This window comes from Cytobacillus sp. FSL W8-0315, from assembly GCF_038002905.1.
Lineage (GTDB): Bacteria > Bacillota > Bacilli > Bacillales > Cytobacillaceae > Cytobacillus > Cytobacillus pseudoceanisediminis.
Window position 1 is genome coordinate 2292934 of sequence record NZ_JBBOOC010000001.1, and the last position, 19123, is coordinate 2312056.

Annotated in this window: 21 protein-coding genes; 14 read left to right on the plus strand and 7 right to left on the minus strand. The window is 40.8% G+C overall.

All coding sequences use genetic code 11. The annotated features are described in order from the left end of the window. Positions 1–64: 64 nt before the first annotated feature. Both MKY20_RS11790 and MKY20_RS11795 read left to right on the plus strand, forming a co-directional pair. Positions 65–667: a hypothetical protein gene (locus tag MKY20_RS11790; RefSeq protein WP_009332665.1), complete on the plus strand. Its 603-nt coding sequence runs from the start codon at positions 65–67 to the stop codon at positions 665–667. A 79-nt stretch (positions 668–746) separates the two neighbouring features. Then, positions 747–1637, plus strand: a complete 891-nt coding sequence (locus MKY20_RS11795) for a 5'-3' exonuclease (RefSeq protein WP_009332663.1) — start codon at positions 747–749, stop codon at positions 1635–1637. Between the two features lie 271 nt (positions 1638–1908). Here MKY20_RS11795 and sspL read toward each other — a convergent pair whose 3' ends face one another. Next, positions 1909–2046: a small, acid-soluble spore protein L gene (gene sspL / locus MKY20_RS11800; protein ID WP_009332662.1), complete on the minus strand. Its 138-nt coding sequence runs from the start codon at positions 2044–2046 to the stop codon at positions 1909–1911. A 222-nt stretch (positions 2047–2268) separates the two neighbouring features. On the opposite strand from sspL, the gene MKY20_RS11805 reads away from it, so the two are divergent. Beyond that, a complete protein-coding gene (locus tag MKY20_RS11805) occupies positions 2269–2730 on the plus strand; it encodes a divergent PAP2 family protein (protein WP_009332661.1) in 462 nt (153 codons plus the stop codon). Positions 2731–2839: 109 nt separating this feature from the next. Continuing rightward, the gene (locus MKY20_RS11810; RefSeq protein WP_009332660.1) at positions 2840–3103 is read left to right on the plus strand and encodes a DUF6123 family protein; all 264 of its coding nucleotides are present in this window, start codon (positions 2840–2842) and stop codon (positions 3101–3103) included. Between the two features lie 38 nt (positions 3104–3141). Here the strand turns inward: MKY20_RS11810 and MKY20_RS11815 are convergent, their stop codons facing one another. From MKY20_RS11815 to MKY20_RS11825, 3 genes are all read right to left on the minus strand, one after another. Continuing rightward, a complete protein-coding gene (locus tag MKY20_RS11815) occupies positions 3142–4059 on the minus strand; it encodes a DMT family transporter (protein WP_251156225.1) in 918 nt (305 codons plus the stop codon). Positions 4060–4063: 4 nt separating this feature from the next. Further along, positions 4064–4465, minus strand: coding sequence for a reverse transcriptase-like protein (locus tag MKY20_RS11820; protein ID WP_019379740.1), 402 nt, complete (start codon positions 4463–4465; stop codon positions 4064–4066). 252 nt (positions 4466–4717) lie between these two features. Next, positions 4718–5395, minus strand: a complete 678-nt coding sequence (locus MKY20_RS11825) for a queuosine precursor transporter (RefSeq protein WP_009332657.1) — start codon at positions 5393–5395, stop codon at positions 4718–4720. A 186-nt stretch (positions 5396–5581) separates the two neighbouring features. On the opposite strand from MKY20_RS11825, the gene MKY20_RS11830 reads away from it, so the two are divergent. Together MKY20_RS11830 and MKY20_RS11835 are read left to right on the plus strand one after the other, a co-directional pair. After that, entirely contained in the window at positions 5582–6238 is a 657-nt protein-coding gene (locus MKY20_RS11830; protein ID WP_019379739.1) for a ribonuclease H family protein, read from the plus strand. A 26-nt stretch (positions 6239–6264) separates the two neighbouring features. After that, on the plus strand, positions 6265–6441 hold the full coding sequence (locus tag MKY20_RS11835; protein ID WP_009332655.1) for a zinc-finger domain-containing protein: 177 nt from the start codon (positions 6265–6267) through the stop codon (positions 6439–6441). 56 nt (positions 6442–6497) lie between these two features. Here MKY20_RS11835 and cspD read toward each other — a convergent pair whose 3' ends face one another. After that, positions 6498–6698 carry a cold-shock protein CspD gene (gene cspD / locus MKY20_RS11840; protein ID WP_009332654.1) on the minus strand — a complete coding sequence of 67 codons (201 nt, stop codon included), beginning with the start codon at positions 6696–6698 and terminating at the stop codon, positions 6498–6500. A gap of 317 nt (positions 6699–7015) precedes the next feature. Here cspD and MKY20_RS11845 point away from each other — a divergent pair, with 317 nt between their 5' ends. From MKY20_RS11845 to mntR, 4 genes are all read left to right on the plus strand, one after another. After that, positions 7016–7306, plus strand: coding sequence for a hypothetical protein (locus MKY20_RS11845; protein ID WP_009332653.1), 291 nt, complete (start codon positions 7016–7018; stop codon positions 7304–7306). Between the two features lie 542 nt (positions 7307–7848). After that, entirely contained in the window at positions 7849–10773 is a 2925-nt protein-coding gene (pulA, locus tag MKY20_RS11850; RefSeq protein WP_341001177.1) for a type I pullulanase, read from the plus strand. A gap of 171 nt (positions 10774–10944) precedes the next feature. Next, positions 10945–13107, plus strand: coding sequence for a DNA topoisomerase III (locus tag MKY20_RS11855; protein ID WP_341001178.1), 2163 nt, complete (start codon positions 10945–10947; stop codon positions 13105–13107). Between the two features lie 292 nt (positions 13108–13399). Beyond that, the gene (gene mntR, locus MKY20_RS11860; protein WP_251267375.1) at positions 13400–13825 is read left to right on the plus strand and encodes a transcriptional regulator MntR; all 426 of its coding nucleotides are present in this window, start codon (positions 13400–13402) and stop codon (positions 13823–13825) included. 46 nt (positions 13826–13871) lie between these two features. Here the strand turns inward: mntR and MKY20_RS11865 are convergent, their stop codons facing one another. Beyond that, positions 13872–14090, minus strand: a complete 219-nt coding sequence (locus MKY20_RS11865; protein ID WP_341001179.1) for a DUF3892 domain-containing protein — start codon at positions 14088–14090, stop codon at positions 13872–13874. Between the two features lie 143 nt (positions 14091–14233). On the opposite strand from MKY20_RS11865, the gene MKY20_RS11870 reads away from it, so the two are divergent. Beyond that, the gene (locus MKY20_RS11870; protein ID WP_341003329.1) at positions 14234–14953 is read left to right on the plus strand and encodes a class I SAM-dependent methyltransferase; all 720 of its coding nucleotides are present in this window, start codon (positions 14234–14236) and stop codon (positions 14951–14953) included. Further along, positions 14934–15626 (plus strand): AIM24 family protein, encoded by a 693-nt coding sequence (locus tag MKY20_RS11875; RefSeq protein WP_009332647.1) that lies wholly within the window; start codon positions 14934–14936, stop codon positions 15624–15626. Before MKY20_RS11870 ends, MKY20_RS11875 begins: the two co-directional genes overlap by 20 nt. Positions 15627–15718: 92 nt before the next feature. Here MKY20_RS11875 and metA read toward each other — a convergent pair whose 3' ends face one another. Next, positions 15719–16627 carry a homoserine O-acetyltransferase MetA gene (metA, locus tag MKY20_RS11880; RefSeq protein WP_019379735.1) on the minus strand — a complete coding sequence of 303 codons (909 nt, stop codon included), beginning with the start codon at positions 16625–16627 and terminating at the stop codon, positions 15719–15721. A 180-nt stretch (positions 16628–16807) separates the two neighbouring features. Between metA and MKY20_RS11885 the strand changes: the two genes are divergently transcribed. Both MKY20_RS11885 and MKY20_RS11890 read left to right on the plus strand, forming a co-directional pair. Then, on the plus strand, positions 16808–18496 hold the full coding sequence (locus tag MKY20_RS11885) for a formate--tetrahydrofolate ligase (protein ID WP_341001182.1): 1689 nt from the start codon (positions 16808–16810) through the stop codon (positions 18494–18496). Positions 18497–18510: 14 nt separating this feature from the next. Then, positions 18511–19041 carry a hypothetical protein gene (locus tag MKY20_RS11890; protein ID WP_019379734.1) on the plus strand — a complete coding sequence of 177 codons (531 nt, stop codon included), beginning with the start codon at positions 18511–18513 and terminating at the stop codon, positions 19039–19041. Positions 19042–19123: the final 82 nt, after the last annotated feature.

Consider the following 19123-nt stretch of genomic DNA (forward strand, 5'->3'; position numbering starts at 1 on the left):
TTTTACTGTTAAAATTATTATATAATTCAAAAGGTTTAATAGATTTTGAAAATGGGGTGGTTAAATGAATACTTCGGGCTACACGATAACAAAAAAACAAAGAACTGAAACAAAACAAATATTGGTAACGACTGCAATTATTCTAATATTGTCAGCAATTTTTATTCCTATATTTTTACTTTCACCATTTCAGGCACAATTTTTCAGACCTGAAGGGACCTGGGTTTTCGAAGCGCCTAAAGCCGCTTATGTTACATTTAGCATAGCTTTGGCATCGATGGGGATTTTTATCCTAGCGGGGGTTTGGCTGCACAGTGCTGAAAAATTGGGCAGGATTGCGAAATTTATTACAGGAGCCGGTTTTTTGTTTTCACTGGCTACAGTTATCCTCAGTTTTGATTATTACCACTATATTGATAAGAATGGTGTCCATTTTAATACATTATTCAGTTTGAAGGAGAAGCACTATAATTGGCCGGAAATCAAACATGCCAGGCAAACGGTCATAAACAAAATGGGTGTTATGTCTGATGATGAATTAATCTTTACCTTTAAAGATGGAACTACATATGCGTATCCATTAAATAATAATGTCCGAAATGCGCGAATCGCTACTTACTATGAACTGGAAGAACATGGAGTTGAACTAATAAGGGAAACAGAATAGGGCTGTAAAACTTTTCAAGAGAAACGGAGAGTTTCCCATGATATAATAGTTGTTATGATTATAATCGGGAGGCGGAAAAATGAACGAGAAAAAACCTTCACTGCTGCTGGTTGATGGAATGGCTCTGCTGTTCAGGGCATATTTTGCAACAGCGATGTCCGGTCAATTTATGATAAATTCAAAAGGAATACCTACAAATGGAGTTTACGGATTTGTTAAACACTTTTTAACGGCTGTTTCTTCCTTTAGCCCGACTCATGTGGCCGTTTGCTGGGATATGGGAAGCAAAACCTTCCGTACGGAAATGTTTGATGCCTATAAAGCAAACCGTCCTGAAGCTCCAATTGAACTTGTGCCTCAATTCGATCTGGTAAAAGAAGTCGTGGAAGCTTTTGATGTTCCAAATATTGGCCTTGAAGGATATGAAGCTGATGACTGCATTGGCACCATTGCAAGAAAAGCAAGCCAGGAAGCGGAAGTACTGATCCTTACTGGCGACCAGGATATCCTTCAGCTTCTGGATGATAATATTTCTGTCATTTTGCTGCAAAAAGGCTACGGCAATTATCTTGTGCATACGACAGAAACCTTTTATGAAGAAAAGGGAATAACACCGAAGCAGATGATTGATTTGAAAGCCTTCATGGGAGATACAAGTGATAATTATCCCGGAGTAAAAGGGATTGGCGAAAAAACAGCTCTGAAGCTGCTGCAGCAATTTGAGCATATTGAAGGTGTATTAGAAAACCTGGAACAGCTCACAAAAGGACAGCGTGCCAAGATCGAACAGGATCTTGAAATGCTGCACTTGAGCAGACAGCTCGCCGAAATAAAATGCGATGTACCTGTTGAATGCCCTCTAGACCTGGCGCAATTCACAATGAACCGGGAAAAGGTCATAGAGAAATTCACTGAAATTGAATTCCGCGGTCTTCATAGATTTCTTGATTTTAAAAAGGAATATGCATAATAGAGACCCCAGGCTCCTGCCTGGGGTTTTAAATTTTTTTCATGATTGCGCATCTCCAAGTAAAAGAGAAAACTGAGCGCATAAATGCAAGAAACCCGCACACACCATAATCATGCGCGCATACCGAAGAACCCCCGCGCACAAAAATGACAGTAACCGCTCACACAAGGATCATGCACATATAACCGAAGTAAAATGTGTACATCTCCATCAGACCCCAAATGCAGCTTTACTCTAACAAACATTAATGCCGCCAAAGGCGGCATCCAATTTACTTAGTATTCTTCTTTTTCGCTGCATTCTCCAGTTTGCTTTTAGGTTCCTCTGAAAATTCAGCATCCTGCCCGTATCCTTGAGGGTTTACACCAGGTGCTTTTATTCCTCTGTTTGTATGTCCATTTTTGCTCATGTGATTCACCTCCCCAGTCAGCAACTTCTCCATTGATAACCTTATTATTGTTAAAGTCTTCGGGTTTTAATCATGTCCATCGAGGGTACAATTTAGCAACTGATGCGGTGAGTTCTTCTTCTGTTTTGGGTTTAATTATTCCATAATTACAGGCCTATTTAGCATTTGAAGGAGGAATAATAAAAGTCTGCATACTTCACAATAAAGAAGAGGTGAATTGTTATGAACAAGGGAGTTTATATCGCTCTTTTAAGTATAGGGCTGGCACAGGGCCTAAAAATCCCCATCCATTATGTGAAAAAGGGAGAACTTCGTCCTGATTTGTTTTTCCAGACAGGGGGCATGCCGAGTTCTCATTCGGCTGGTGTTTCTTCTTTAACCACTTTTATAGCTTTAAAGCGCGGAGTTCCGACGGTCGACTTTGCTTTATCACTGGTTTATGGCCTGATTGTTATGTATGATGCCCAGGGAATCAGGCGCCAAACCGGTGAGCTTACCTTAAAGGTAAATAGTCTTGGTGAGCTGGTTGATAAAATTCACAAAGATGAGACAGTTAAGTTTGAAGAGGAAGGTCCAAAGAAGCTGAAGGAAATGCTCGGCCACCAGCCTGCTGAAGTATTGGGCGGAGCTCTCCTCGGTGTATTAACCGGAACACTTGGCTACCTTCTAACTAAGAAGAAATAATTGAGCTTACAACTCCCCTGCTTCATGCAGAAAAAAGGTAGATAATTGTCGAAAAATCAGGTAAGATTTAGGAGAACGCAGGAGGGAGCAGGGGAAGAGGGTAAGTGAAATGAAGACAGTTGAAGAGTATTTGCACTTTTTGCAAAGTAAAGGATTTCAATTTCGGGAAGACGCGATTGGCTTCATTTACTTTGGCAAAAATTATACCAATGCTTCTGATGAGCTTGCCAATGCAGCAATAGAACTTACATTAAAAGCTCAGAAATCATTTGACGGCAGTTTTTACGTATCATTGCTTGAAACATTGGTTTCAAAGAATATTACCAGCAGGCGTGAAGCAATAAAATTTGTAAAAGAAAAATCAATCATTTAAAAGGCGTGTTTTTTGAGGACACGCCCTTTTTCTATTTATTAAGCTGTTTTTCTCCTAAAGATGGATAATGTTTTCTTAGCAGGAATTTCTGCAAAGACCATACCTGCAAAAATTAGCAGACAGCCAGTCAGGGCACTAAAGGAAAGTCTCTCATTCGCCCACATAAATCCTGCAGCAGCAGCAAACACAGGTTCCATGGCGAATATGAGGGCCACTCTTGTTGGGGTTGTGAATTTTTGAAAAGCCGTCTGTGCAAAAAATGCGAGCGCGGTCGCAAACAATGAAGTTACAATTAGAGCAGTCACCACATTGGTCTTAAATAATACTCCAGTTTCAAATGCCTGCTGCCAATTTTCTGTAAAAAACGCAAAAATGCCTGATAGCAAGGCCACGGTACCTACTTGAATAACCGTTAATAGCAGGGCCGGGTATTTGCTGCTATATTTTCCTGTGAATATAATATGAAGGGCAAAACCAACTGCACAGATTAATACATATGCATCACCGATATTTAGCGAGACTTTATCAGTCATTGTAAGCAAATACAATCCCGCTGTTGCAATTGATACACCTATAATAGCATTGAACCCTGGCTTAATTTTTAAAAGCATAAAAGAAAAGACTGGGACCATTACTACACTTAACCCCGTAATAAAGCCAGCTTTTGAGGAAGTTGTATGAAGCAGTCCGATTGTCTGGAAAGCATAGCCTATAAATAAAAACAAGCCCATAATAATTCCAGAAATCAAAAGCTTTTTGTTTATTTTCTTTAACTGTTCTCTTTCAAAAATAACTAGCCAGCCTCCCAGCAAGAAAGCGGCCATGAAAAAGCGTACACCATTAAAAGAAAATGGCTCAAGAAAAGCAATGGCGTTTTGTACAAGCACAAAGGTAGTTCCCCACACAAAGGCTACGAGCAATAGGCTTACATCTGCAAATATAACCGATCTATTCATTATCTCATTGACCTTTCGTTCTATTTTTGCGAATGGCTGCTCTGGCTAATTCATCCGCTCCTTTGTTTTCGGAGCTGGGCACCCATTTCATAAAAAACAAATCAAATTGCCTTGTAAGCTCCAAAGCATTTTCAAGCAAGGGAGCAAATTTTTTATTTTTAACGAATTCCTTTTCAACGGCCCGGTTAACGAGCTGTGAATCCGTTCGAAAGGATACTGTTTTGTATCCCTTTTCTATACATATTTCCAGAGCATGAATAAATGCACGGTATTCGGCTTCGTGATTTTCCATATTCCCTAAAGGAATGGAATAGCGTTCAACTTGGCCATTATTTTTAATGAAAATGCCTGCCCCGCTGGGACCCGGGTTTCCGGCACTTGCTCCATCGATATACACTTCAATCAATTAAACTGCCTCCTGATTTTAACAGCATAATAGGGTAAACTAAGTGTAGTTTATCATAAAAATAAGCGATAAAGTGAAACTTCAATAAGTGGGGGGCTTTATCTCCCACTTATTGTTAGTTGAACCAATCGGGCCTTTACGGGCAGTTGGATCCCCCAGTTATCCTCCATTGATACCGCTGAGTCTTTAATTGGGGGAGCCTACTGCCCGTCAGACCGCGATAAAGCAGAAAAGGATACCAAAAATGGCATCCTAATCTTTTACTGGAAAACGTTTAGCAATATAGCCAAACGGGGTATCAAGTATAGCTACTATAAATTTCAGCAAATAAGTGGTGATGAATATTTGAATCCATTCCTCCATTGGAAATACGCCGAGGAAAGCAATGCTTGTAAAAACAAGGGTATCCAATAGCTGGCTGATCATAGTGCTGCCATTATTCCTGATCCAAAATTGGCCATCCTTTGGAAATTTCTTTTTTAAATAGGTAAAAATATAAACATCCGTAAATTGACTGACTAAATAGGCAGCGAGGCTTCCGGCAGCAATCCGCGGCAGAATCGAAAAAAGAGTGCTGAGGGGCTCCTGTGCAAAATCTGTTTCATGCGGTTTAAATAATAAAACCATCTGCATGATGAGAGTCATGGACAGAAGAGTAAAGAAACCAAGCCATACAGCTTTTTTTGCTTCTTCCTTTCCGTACTTTTCATTTAGGATATCCGTAACGAGAAAAGCGGTACCGTACATAGCGTTTCCTAAAGTAGCCGTCAGGCCGAACATTTCAATGGTTTTTACGACTTGAAGATTGGCCATGACAGTAGAGAAGCCAATCCACACGAATAAACCAGTCTTTCCGAACACGCGGTACATAGTCAATACTAATGTGAAATTAATAATTGCAAAGAGAAGTCCAAACCATTCGTTAAACATCATATTCCTCCTAGTTTTGTTAATGCGGGAGTTTACGAACCGCAGGAGATATAAAATTGTCATTGACCATTATACCTTGAAATATACTCAGTTAGTAATAAACTGAGTAAAGTATAATAAGTTCAACTATTGCAAACAGTTCTAATAATGATGACCAGCTAATAAAGTACAGAAAGGCTGACCTTAATGAAATATAAATTGGAATGGAAATATAAACTTAAAGGTAATGAGGATATATTATTTACTTCAGACTGGATTGACGGTGAATCGGCCTTGCAGGCTGGAGAAGATATTGAAAAATCAGGGAAGGGCAAAGAAATAATTTACTATGATGAAGCTGGCACTTCATGGAGCACAAAGGAAATGAGAAAACTTCTAATGGAAGTGGAAGAGGATCCCCACGATATTACCGTATTTTTTGATGGGGGATTTAATAAAGAAACCTGTCAGGCTGGGCTCGGTGCAGTAATATATTTTAAACAGGGCAAAAAAAAGTACCGTGTGCGGGCAAATGAGCTATTTGATGAGATGGATAATAATAATGAAGCAGAATATGCGGCCATTTATTACACTCTCAACCTGCTCGAAGAAATGGGCGTTCATCATATGACTTGTGAATTCAAAGGTGATTCACAGGTAGTGTTGAAACAGCTTGAAGGTGAATGGCCATGTTATGAAGAAAATTTAAACCGCTGGCTTGACCGAATTGAAGAAAAGATTAAAAAGCTTGGTATTCTGCCAAGATATAGACCCATTCCGCGCAATGAAAATAAAGAAGCAGATAAATTGGCCGGTCAGGCACTGCAGGGGAAGTTTATTAACAGCAAAATGCAGATCATATAATCCGATATAAGGAAGGCGTGAATCGTTTGAGCAGGAAGGAAATTATTAATGAAGTGGAGGAGCTGATAATCAGTTACTGCAAAGACTGCTTCCTTCATAAGCATCATAAAGAGGAAAGAGGGCGCAGATATGCCCATCGATTTTGCATTACAGAGTGCACTGTAGGTGAGAAAATTAAATCAATAGGCAGCAAGCTTTCATAAATCAGGAAAAAAATAAAAGGCTGGCAGGTGCCAGCCTTTTTATCGTTATATTTGAATTATAGTTTTACAACGTTTGCAGCTTGAGGTCCGCGGTTTCCTTCAACGATTTCAAAAGAAACTTCCTGGCCTTCTTCTAAAGATTTGAAACCTTCACCTTGGATAGCAGTGAAGTGAACGAATACATCGTCTCCGCCTTCAACTTCGATGAAACCGAAACCTTTTTCATTGTTGAACCATTTTACTTTACCGTTTTGCATGTTTACTTTTCCTCCTAAGCCTGTCAAGACACATCTTGTGCCTTAGATGAATATTACCACCTAACAAAACATAGAGCAGATATTTTTATCTAATAACGGAAATATATTCTGTTAAATGATGATTATAATATACATGAATGGGCACTTTCCGTCAAGGAATTAAAACGCTTTTTTACAAAAAACAATAAAATATTTAAAATATTTCAACTTTTGTTTATTTGAGAGTGAAATGCAATGTTCACTAGTCAATTGATAACATAAATTAGAGATTTTCTCATATTAATTATTAATTATCTTGTTGGCAAAGGGTGAGGAAAATGTATCGGTTTTCCATTGAGAATCAAGATTGGATCTTGAGGTTTTCACCCAACATCCAAATAGAAGCAGAAGAGAAGCAGGCCATCATAAGCTCGATCCTGCAGCTTGGCAAGGATCTCCCTCTATACTCACATGGAGAGTCATTTCTTATTATGAATGACCAATTAGGCATCATTGTATTTAATGTTGAGAAAATTCCATCCATGATTTTGACGGTCGCAAACATTGTTACAGAAAATAAATGGTACATCCAAAAAAACCTGACAATAAAGCGCTATCTTAAAGAATGATCGGCAAAAGCCATTTTTTTGATAGAAAAAAATTTTAATCGTCGATAACTTTCCAGCTCCACAAGGAATGCAACGACAGCTTTATCATCGCACGACTAAAAGTGTTAGCTTTTAGGAGGAGCGCCTGCCCCTCGAGGTCACAAGGCTGTCTAGTTGCGGCTCCTAGTGACGAAAGACTAGCCAATCCCTTCCAAGGAAAGTACACTTCTTGCAGGGCTCGTCTTATGCTTGTCGTCCCTGTGCAGTCGCCTCTACATGTAGGGCAGCCTTCGAAAAAAGGGAAAGAACTCCTTTCCGAGAGGCTAGTCGTGTGCTTGATGCCCACAGGTTAAGGAAGGCTTCGACGGTATACACACCGCACGACCAAAATTGGCAGCTTTTGAGAGATATGGCGTTCTTACTGCAAGGCGCTTGCGCTTTTCTTATTGCAAGCAAATTTATTAGGTAATAAATCACAGGGTCTTCCGCCTTATGCAAACGCTTTCCTGCATGGATTAATATATAATTGCAGGAAACTTTAAACAATTTGCAAAGGAGGACTTATGTTGAGAGGGTATAAACAGTTTATTTTTCTGGCCGCTGCTATAATATTGGCGGCATCCAATCTTTTATCCCCATTTATGCAAACGATTGCATCAGCTGAAAAATCGACACAAGGGCTCGATCAGACTACTGCAGTCACTATCCATTATCAGCCTGCAGAGGGCAATGCGAAAGATTGGAATTTATGGGTATGGCCTAAAGATGGCGAAGGTCAGGCTTTTGAATTCACTGGTGAAGATGAATTTGGACTCACTGCAGAGATTGTACTCCCTGGAATCCATGATGAAGTTGGGTTTATTGTCCGTACTGACAGCTGGGAGAAGGATGGGGGAGACCGATTCATCAATGTACAGAGCGGCAATGATGAAGTATGGGTAAAAGCAGGCGATGAACATACATATACATCACCGCCTGATGGTGAGTACAGAGACTTTCCGGCATTTGGAAGGGTGAAGGTAAAACTCCACTACTTTCGATATGACGGTAATTATGAAGGCTGGAATTTATGGACTTGGCCAGAAGGCAAAGATGGCAAAAGAGTTGATTTTGCAGCAGAAGATGATTTTGGGAAAGTTGCTGAATTTGAGCTTGAAAATCCGGAAGGTATGACAAAGGCCGGATTTATAGTCAGGAAGAGCATAGAAGGAAATGACTGGGCAGGCAAGGAATTTAGTGATCGCTTTATTACAAAGTTCGATGAAAATGGGAATGCAGAAATATGGATTGTTCAGGGAACAGAAAGAATTTATTACAATCCAGCCTATATTGAAAAAGATCCAAAAATAGTGAATGCTTCTATGGATACTTTTAATCAGATTACGCTTGAAACTAATTTTCCTTTCCAGTGGAGGGATTGGGAATCCATCATTGAAATTGACAATGCTGATATTAAAGATGTTGTTCCTTTTGACGGGGACGAGGAAAAGGATTTTACAAATAAAGTAAGAGTGATAACAGAAGATAAACTAGATTTCAGGCAATCATATAAAATTTCTGCAGTTTCATTCGGAGAGGCAGAGGTGAAGATTGGGGAAATTGTCAGATCAAAGGAATTTGATGATGCTTTCTATTATGATGGGAAGCTGGGAAACCAGTATGCGAAAAATCAAACCTCCTTCAGGCTTTGGGCCCCTACAGCAAGTGAAGCATCGATAGTGCTTTATGACAGCTGGCATGATCAGACTGCTGAAGAACTGCCTCTTAATAGAGGTGAAAAAGGAACCTGGACAACTGTTCTAAAAGGTAATCAAAATGGGCTGATTTACAATTATAAAGTTAAAATCGGAGGGGAATGGACAGAAGCGACTGATCCCTATGTCCGGGCTGTAACAGTGAATGGCGACAGGGGCGTTGTGATGGATCTGGATTCAACCGACCCTAAAAAGTGGAATAAACAGAAGCCGAAGTTAAAGAATCCAGAGGACTCCATCATTTATGAAGTTCATATACGGGACCTTTCGATTCATGAGGACAGCGGCATTAAGCATAAGGGGAAGTTCCTTGGAGCTGCTGAGAAAAGCACTTTAAATTCAAAAGGAGAAAAAACAGGTTTACATCATATAAAAGATCTTGGAGTCACACATGTTCAGTTCCTTCCGATTTATGACTACCGGACAGTTGATGAAACAAAACTGAACGAACCACAATATAACTGGGGCTATGATCCTAAAAACTACAATGTGCCGGAAGGCTCGTATTCTACTGATCCTTATGATCCAGCTGCAAGAATTACAGAATTGAAGACAATGATTCAGGAATACCATAAAGAGCAGCTGCGGGTTGTAATGGATGTTGTGTATAATCATGTATTTGCAGTAAATGAATCCAGTTTCCATAAGCTTGTTCCAGGCTACTATTTCCGCTATAACGAAGATGGAACACTTGCCAATGGCACAGGAGTCGGCAATGATACAGCTTCGGAAAGAAAAATGATGCAGAAATTTATCGTCGACTCTGTTGCATATTGGGCTGAGGAATATAATCTTGATGGATTCCGCTTCGATCTGATGGGCATTCATGATACTGAGACAATGAATAAAGTAAGAAAGGCATTGGATAAAATTGATCCTACTATCATTATCATTGGGGAGGGATGGGATTTAAACACACCACTGGCAGCTGAAAGAAAGGCCAATCAGAAAAATGCCGAAGATATGCCTGGCATTGGCCATTTCAACGATGGCATCCGGGATGGTTTAAAAGGCAGTGTGTTTGATGAACTGGATAAAGGTTTTGTAAATGGCAAACAAGGCATGGAAGAATTTGTTCAGCAAGGAATTGCAGCAGGATTGGAATATCCGGGCACTATGGCCACATACAAAGATCCTGAACAGGCGGTTACCTATGCTGAGGCGCATGATAACCACACTCTTTGGGATAAGCTTGAACTGACTAATCCAGACGCAGCGGAGGAATCAAGAAAGAAAATGCATAAATTGGCTTCTTCCATTATACTGACATCCCAAGGAATCAGCTTTGTTCATGCAGGCCAGGAATTCATGCGGACAAAATACGGGGATCACAACAGCTATAAATCCCCTGACAGTGTAAATCAGTTAGACTGGGACCGCCGAACAGATTTCAGCGGGGAAGTAGACTATTTTAAAGGTCTGATTAAGCTCAGAAAGCATTATAAATCGTTTAGAATGACATCAGCTGAGGATATTCAATCAAAGCTTGAATTTATTGATGCCCCAGATAATACGGTGGCTTATAGACTGGATGCAAAAGGCCTAAAAGATAGAGCGAAAGAGATTGTTGTAATCCATAATGCAAATACAGAAACAGCCAAAATAACACTTCCAGGCAAGGGCCCTTGGCATTTGCTTGCAGACGGAAAACAGGCAGGGATAAAAACCCTAAAGATATATCAGTCAAAAACAATTGAAGTACCTGCACAAACAAGCTTTATTCTAAAAAGATAAGTAACGGAGGAGAATCCTGTCAGGGGATTCTTCTTTTGTTTTGCTTAGCGGAACAGATTGTTTTAAAAATTTCATAACTATATAGGTATTTTAACTCCCTTTGCTAAATTTTTAGGTTAATATTAAAATAGATGTCTACAATTTGTTCTACAATGCAAAGGGAGCTAAAGTATGAAATTGATAATCGCGGAAAAACCCGATCAGGGTATGACGCTGGCTTCTATTTTTAAAATGAAGAAACACCAGGGATATATTGAGATTCTTCCGAACGATATATTTCCCCATGGGGCTCATGTTACTTGGGCTATAGGCCACCTATGCCAGCTGTCTGCCCCTGAAAAATACAAGAAGGATTGGAAAAAATGGTCATTGGATACATTGCCCATAATTCCGGAGCAATTTCAATATGAAGTGACAAAGGATAAAGCAAAACAATTTAATATAATCAAACAGCTTGCTTCTAATCCTAACTTAACAGAAATTATCCATGCTGGTGATGCAGGGAGAGAAGGCGAGCTTATCATCCGGAATATTCTAAGGCTTACCGGTACCAGAGTGCCCATGAAAAGGCTCTGGATCTCTTCCTTGACACCTAAAGCCATAAAGGAAGGGTTTCTTACCCTGCTGGATGAAAGTGACACAAGGAACTTATATTATGAAGCCTATACGAGAGCATGTGCCGACTGGATCGTTGGCATGAATGCTTCACGATTATACAGTCTTCTTCTGCAGCAGAAAGGCTTCTCGGATGTTTTTTCAGTAGGAAGGGTTCAGACTCCCACTTTAGCTTTAATCGTAAAAAGGGAACAGGAAATCCAGAATTTTGTTTCCGAACCTTTCTGGGAAGTAAATGCACAGTTTAAAGTAAACGGGAAAAAATATACCGGCAAGTGGGAAAAAGATGGGGAATCAAGAATTAAGACGAAGGAGCTTGCCGAAAAGATTGCGGCATTCTGCAGGGACAAAGATGCACAGGTAGAAGATGTGCAGGCCGAAAAAAAAGAATTCCTGCCGCCGATGCTTTATAACCTTTCTGCATTGCAGGCAGAAACCAACCGCAGATTCAAATTCCCGCCCAAAAAAACACTTGATGTATTGCAGAAGCTTTATCAAAAAGGAATCGTTTCATATCCTCGCTCAGATTCCAGGCATGTAACAGAAGGAGAAGCGGAAATGTTTCCGGAGATCCTCAGGAAAATGGAAACAAAAGATGAGTATAAGGAATTTTTCCCTTTGCCTTCAAGCTCGATTTTGCAGAATAAACGGTATGTGAATGATAAAAAGGTAACTGATCACTATGCTATTATTCCGACCGAACAAGTGCCCGACCTGGTAAGATTATCTTCGGATGAAAAAATTCTCTATGACCTGATCGTTAGGAGCTTAATAGCTGCACATTATGGAAAAGCTGTAACAGAATATACAACTATTAAAACCCTTGCAGATGGAAGAGCTTTGTTTTTATCCAAGGGAAAAGTACAGCTTGAAGAAGGCTGGAGAAAAGTGATTCCGCAGCAGGAGAAGGAAAAGGAACCGATTCTGCCTTTATTGCAGGCGGGTGATCAAGGTACAGTGTTAAAGGCGGATGTAAAAGAAAGCAAAACCCAGCCGCCAAAAAGGTATACGGAAGGCCAGCTGATTACACTGATGAAAACGGCCGGGAAGCAAATCGAAGATAAGGAACTTGAGAAGGTCCTGATGAAGACGGAAGGCCTTGGAACGGAAGCTACAAGGGCGGGAATCATCACAATGCTGAAGGAGCGCAAATACATTGATATAAAGAAGAATCTTGTATATGCAAACTCAAAAGCAAAAATCCTGATAGAAGCAATAGGCACAGAAATACTGGCTTCTCCAGAAATGACAGCCAAATGGGAACAGCGGCTGAAGGATATTTCGGATGGTCAGGCATCCCCCAAACAATTCATGGAGCAAACCAATAAAATGGTTGGCCATTTGATTTCCGCCTCCATTGAACATGCGGGAAAGTGGACATTCTCTGAGGAAGATAAAGAGGGGTTCACGCCCGGGAAATTCAAGCAAAAAAGAGCAGTCAATCTGGGCAAATGCATGCTGTGTGATGGTAAAGCTGTTGATAAGGGGAGCTTTTATGGCTGCTCCAATTATAATAAAACAAAATGCACTTTCACTATTTCCAAAAACATTATGGGCAAGACGGTGACTCAGAAACTGATCAAACAGCTACTGAAGGATGGGGAAACAGACTTAGTTGAAGGTTTTACAAGCAAAGGAAAGGATAAAACATTTTCAGCTAAATTAACCTGGGACCGACAGGAGAATAGAGTCAAATTTCTCTTCCCGCAAAAGACCTGAATTGGCTTGCAGCAGCGTATTTCCTTGTCTCCATTTTCCAACTGTAGTAAAATCGTTAAAGTCTTATAATTGTTAATGAATGAAATAAAGTGGACATGGCGCTCTGCGCATTTATAATATCTGAATTTATATCTTTGAATTTTGAGAATGGTCTAGCTCGAGCGGCTACCCCCTCGAGATCACAAGTCAATCCTCCCAAAGAGGCAAAGAACGCCTTTCTGATAGGCTCGTCTTGTGTTTGTCGGGGGTGGGCAAGGCGCTTGCGCTTTTCTAATTGGCAGGAGGTTGCGTAATGCCAACACCAAGTATGGAAGATTACATTGAACAAATATATATGTTAATCGAGGACAAAGGATATGCCAGAGTTTCTGATATTGCCGAGGCTCTCTCTGTACATCCCTCTTCTGTGACAAAAATGGTTCAGAAGCTTGATAAGGATGAGTATCTAGTTTATGAAAAGTATCGAGGGCTTATTTTAACGGCAAAAGGAAAAAAAATCGGCAAGAGGCTTGTATATCGGCATGAACTTTTAGAACAGCTCCTGCGTATTATTGGAGTTAAAGAAGAAAATATTTATGAAGATGTGGAAGGCATTGAACATCACCTGAGCTGGGATGCCATCGATAGGGTTGGCGACTTGGTTCAGTTTTTTGAAGAGGATGATAGCCGCATTGGAGTGCTGAGGGAAATCCAGCGTAAAAATGAAGAAGAACAGTAAAAACCTGACTGCTTTGCGTCAGGTTTTTTTCATGCACCGGACTTTTTTAATAGAAGCTGGGAAAATCATCAAAAGATGACGCAAAGGAAGGATTCAGATATATCGAACCATCTTCGTTTTCATAAATTTGAATACCTTCAATCAAGCCTTCTTTAGCCTCCAATAGTGCTTTCCGATAAGAAATGATCCTTCCTCCGGAAGTCAGGAATGAAATAATCTCTTCATTGTTGTTTCTGTATACTGCAGTCAGCTGTTCGCCGTTCATATAAACACTCCTTATTCATTTTCTATCAGTATTGTTGACTTTTTTAACATTTTATAATCAGAGGTATTTTTGATAATCTTAGCGAATTTAAAATATTGGGAACTTTTTTAATGAACAATCGTATGCATACACGGGGGGATATGATGAGCACTTTTAACTGGTCTGCAGAAGCAGAGAGGCTTTGGGATGAAAATTCGGAATCATGGAATGCAAAGAGTGCAGCAATGTGGGAGGAAGGGAGCCGAAAGGATATCATCTCCTTCTTCGAAAAGCATGTCAAAAAGGGATCTGCCGTATGTGACCTTGGATGCGGTGATGGGTATGGTTCATATAAACTTGCTTTGGCTGGCTATAAAGTTATCGGGATTGATGTCTCTGAAGAGATGATACATAAAGCAGAAAAATTGAACGAAAAAACAGGTGCGGTATTTAAGAAAGAAGACATTTCAGATCTTACCCTTGAAGAGAATGCACTTGATGCGGTCCTTGCCATCAATTCACTGGAATGGACAGAGAGCCCGCTGGATGTATTAAAAGAAATTCGGCGAACTGTTAAGCCGGGCGGAAGGGCATGTATAGGCATTCTTGGTCCAACAGCTGCACCCAGGGCTAACAGCTACCGCAGGCTTTATAAGGAAAAAGTTATCTGCAATACCATGATGCCGTGGGAGTTTGAACGGCTTGCAAAAGAAAACGGATGGTCAAAGATTGATGAACTTGGTGTTTATAAAAAAGCATCAGACCAGCTTTCAAAAGGCTCGCTGACGGATGAGCTAAAGCAATCATTATCTTTTATGTGGATCTTTATGCTTGAAAACAGGAAAAATGAAGGATGGGAAGAGAATGAGCAGATATTCAATTGAAGAGTTTGTAAAGCAGACAAAACAGCAGGATAAAGGAGAAGGATTATTTGAACTTGAAACACCAAGGATGCTCGAAATTAATTTAACCAGCCAGGTTTGGGCTAAAGCAGGCGGGATGGTTTCCTACCGCGGCCAAATTAAGTTTGAACGCGAGGGGATACTCGAGCATGGCTTAGGAAAAATGTTTAAAAAGGCACTTACTGGAGAAGGGGCAGCTTTAATGAAAGCTACGGGCAACGGAAAGCTGTACCTTGCAGACCAAGGAAAGAAAATTTCAATTCTGAATCTCGATGGAGATGCCATCTTTGTAAATGGGAATGATCTGCTTGCATTCGAGCCTTCTATCAGCTGGGACATTAAGTTAATGAAGAGGATGGCAGGCATGCTTGCAGGAGGTTTGTTCAACGTTCGTTTAGAAGGAACAGGAATGGTGGCTATCACTTCTCACTATGAGCCGCTGACACTCTTGGTTACTCCTGATAATCCGGTGTATACAGATCCAAATGCGACAGTTGCATGGTCAGGTACACTGCAGCCGGAATTTGTGACAGATATCTCATTTAAAACGTTCCTTGGAAGAGGAAGCGGAGAGTCGATCCAAATGAAGTTTTCAGGCAACGGCTTTGTAGTAGTTCAGCCATTTGAAGAAGTGTATTATGCTCAGCAATCATAAGGAAAAGCCGGTATTTGAGAGGGGCAAACCTCTCAAATACCGGCTTTTTTCATGCTTTTTGATGCAAATTAAGTTATCCGTTCACTGCACTATTAATCCCAATCATAAGGAGTTTCCTGGTAAACATAGTAGTTCAGCCAGTTGGAAAACATTAAATGGGCATGTGACCGCCATTTATTATGGGGGGTTCTGCCGGGATCATTATTCGGGAAATAGTGTTTTGGCATGGGGACCTGCAGGCCTCTGGTTCTGTCTCTTGTGTATTCTTCCGCAAGTGTGCCTGCTTCATATTCCAGGTGTCCTGTTACCATGATTTGTCTTCCGCCGTTGGCACTCATGATGAAAGGACCCGCTTCCTCAGATGATGACAGGAGCTTGACTTCCGGGTGTTTCAGCAATTGCTCTGTATAAACATCAGTATGGCGCGAATGCGGAGCAAAGTAGATGTCATCGAATCCTCTCAATAATTTCTCGCTTCTGTCATGGACTTCATGAAGGTAAACGCCTGAGCACTTTTCAGGCAGCTCATATTTTCCAATTCCAAAGTGATAGAATAACGCTGCCTGTGCTCCCCAGCATATATGCAGGGTGGAAGTAACATTCGTTTTCGTCCACTCCATAATTACGGTTAGTTCCTCCCAATAGTCCACTTCTTTAAAGTCGAGAAGCTCTACAGGTGCTCCAGTTATGATCATCCCGTCAAATTTGCGGTTTCGGACTTGCTCAAACGTAGTATAGAATTGTTCGAGATGCATAGGACTGGTATTTTTTGATTGATGTGTGGCAGTTTTTAAAAACGAGATGTTCACCTGTAAAGGCGTATTTCCAAGGAGTCTTAAAAGGTGTGCTTCGGTTTTTTCTTTTTCAGGCATCAAATTCAGGATGAGGATATTTAATGGGCGAATATCCTGCTGTTTGGCACGATCCTCATCCATGATAAATATATTTTCTTCCTCTAAGATCTCCCTTGCAGGAAGCAGCTTAGGAATTTTTATTGGCAAGTGATCATCTCCCTGTGCAAAAATTCAATTAAACTTATTATAAAGACGATTCGAAATTGTATCAATGCTTCACTGTGTGAAAATGCGAAAATATCAAAAGTAAATGACAATATTTCGATTCGGGGATGGTACAATATAGCTGTAAGGAACCTATACATATTGGATTCTAGGGGGATAAAAATGAATGTGAAACCGATTGTAAAATCAGACATTGAAATTGCCCAGGCATCTGCAATGAAGCCTATTGCGGAAATAGCTGAAAAAATCGGGCTCTTAGAGGATGATCTGGAGCTTTTCGGCAAGTATAAAGCAAAATTATCCGCTGATACCTTAAAGAAATTAAGTACGAAAGAAAGCGGAAAAATAATTCTTGTCACCTCCATTAATCCGACACCTGCAGGAGAAGGAAAATCCACAGTAACAGTCGGTCTTGCCGATGCTTTCAACAGACTTGGCAAAAAAGCTATGGTCGCGATGAGGGAACCTTCTCTTGGGCCAACTATGGGAATCAAGGGCGGAGCAACCGGCGGAGGGTATTCGCAGGTTCTGCCGATGGAAGACATCAATCTGCATTTTACCGGTGATCTTCACGCAATCACTACAGCCAATAATGCATTGGCTGCCCTGATTGATAATCACCTCCAGCAGGGGAATCTGTTAAATATTGACCAGAGAAGGATAGTATGGAAGCGTGCCCTGGATTTGAACGACCGTGCATTAAGAAAAATAGTCATTGGCCTTGGAGGGCCTGTACAAGGTGTTCCGAGAGAAGATGGATTTGATATCACTGTGGCTTCAGAAATTATGGCCGTCCTATGCCTTGCCTCCGACCTTCAGAACTTGAAGGAAAGACTGGGGAAAATGGTGATAGCATACAATTATGATAAACAGCCGGTAACAGTAGCCGATCTTGGAGTGGAAGGAGCTCTTACCTTGCTTCTTAAAGAAGCAGTCAAACCTAATCTGGTGCAGACAATTGAACATACACCGGCATTGGTTCATGGCGGCCCGTTTGCCAATATTGCTCATGGATGCAACAGTGTGATTGCAACTGCCGCTGCCTCCAAGCTGGCTGACTATGTAGTGACAGAAGCCGGTTTTGGCGCGGATCTTGGTGCAGAAAAGTTTTTAAATATTAAAGCCAGAACAGAGGGCATTGACCCTGAAGCAGTGGTGATTGTAGCTACAATCCGTGCTCTAAAAATGCATGGCGGCTTGTCAAAAGCAGAATTGGGCAAAGAAGATACTGAAGCACTCACTAAAGGCTTTGCTAATTTAAAAAAGCATATTGAAACAATTGAAAGTTTTGGCCTTCCGTATGTAGTGGCTATTAACCGGTTTATTTCCGATAGCGAGAATGAAATAGAGGTCCTTACAGAACTTTGCAGTGAGGCCGGCATGCCAGTGGCGCTGACAGAGGTTTGGGAAAAAGGCGGGCAGGGAGGAATTGAGCTGGCCGAGAAGCTCCTGGGAATTTTGGATGAAAAAGCAGCGAATTTCAGCCACCTATATGATTTATCTTTGCCTCTTGAGGAGAAAATTCTAACAGTAGCCCAGACGGTTTATGGCGCAAGCAAAATGGAATACTCAACTAAAGCCAAAAAGCAGATAAAAGACTTTGAAAGCTTTGGCTGGGGCGTCCTGCCGGTTTGTATGGCTAAAACACAATATTCATTATCTGATGATCCTTCAAAGCTTGGAAGGCCATCAGATTTTACCATTACTATACGCGAGCTGAAGCCATCTATTGGTGCAGGATTCATTGTAGCACTCACCGGTGATGTGATGACTATGCCTGGATTGCCTAAAGCCCCTGCAGCCATGAACATGGATGTAGATGAAGATGGGAATGCTGTCGGCCTATTTTAAGGGGGAATTAGCCCATGTTTGACCCAACGGCCTTTGAGAATATGAAGGTTGTAATGGAAGGCGGATTCTATGACCGGGATCTGGACGGTGAAATAAGAATCGTTGATCGAAATGACATATTAAACTCAGCTAAAATGAGCCGGAGGTATGACATTACTTTCACAGACATTGCAAAAGGGCTGGCAGAGATTTTCTGTACCTTTACAATGGAAGCGGGATTGGATAATCTCGCAGCTGAGCTATTGCCTCAAGGGAAATCTGAGAAGCTGGCAGGCTGCCGGATTAATGTAAAATTTACAATTAAGCATCCACAAGATTCAAAAGCATTTCTGCAAATCCGTGAAGTTCTGCGTCATATCTGGGGCAGCGGACGGAAGGTCGAACAGACTGTAAAATACAACCCTGAAAATATGAAGGCCTTGGCTGAAACAGAAACCGTCATTTCTTTTAACCGGCTTATTCATGAAGAACAGATAGATGATCTGAATGAAATGATCACTTATATGACCGCTTCGATGAAAGCTTTAAGAAAAGTCTATATTTAATATGAATGCGTCTTGCCGAAAATAGCAAGGCGCTTTTTTCGTATGGAATTTATACGGAAAATTCAAAATTATATTTACAATC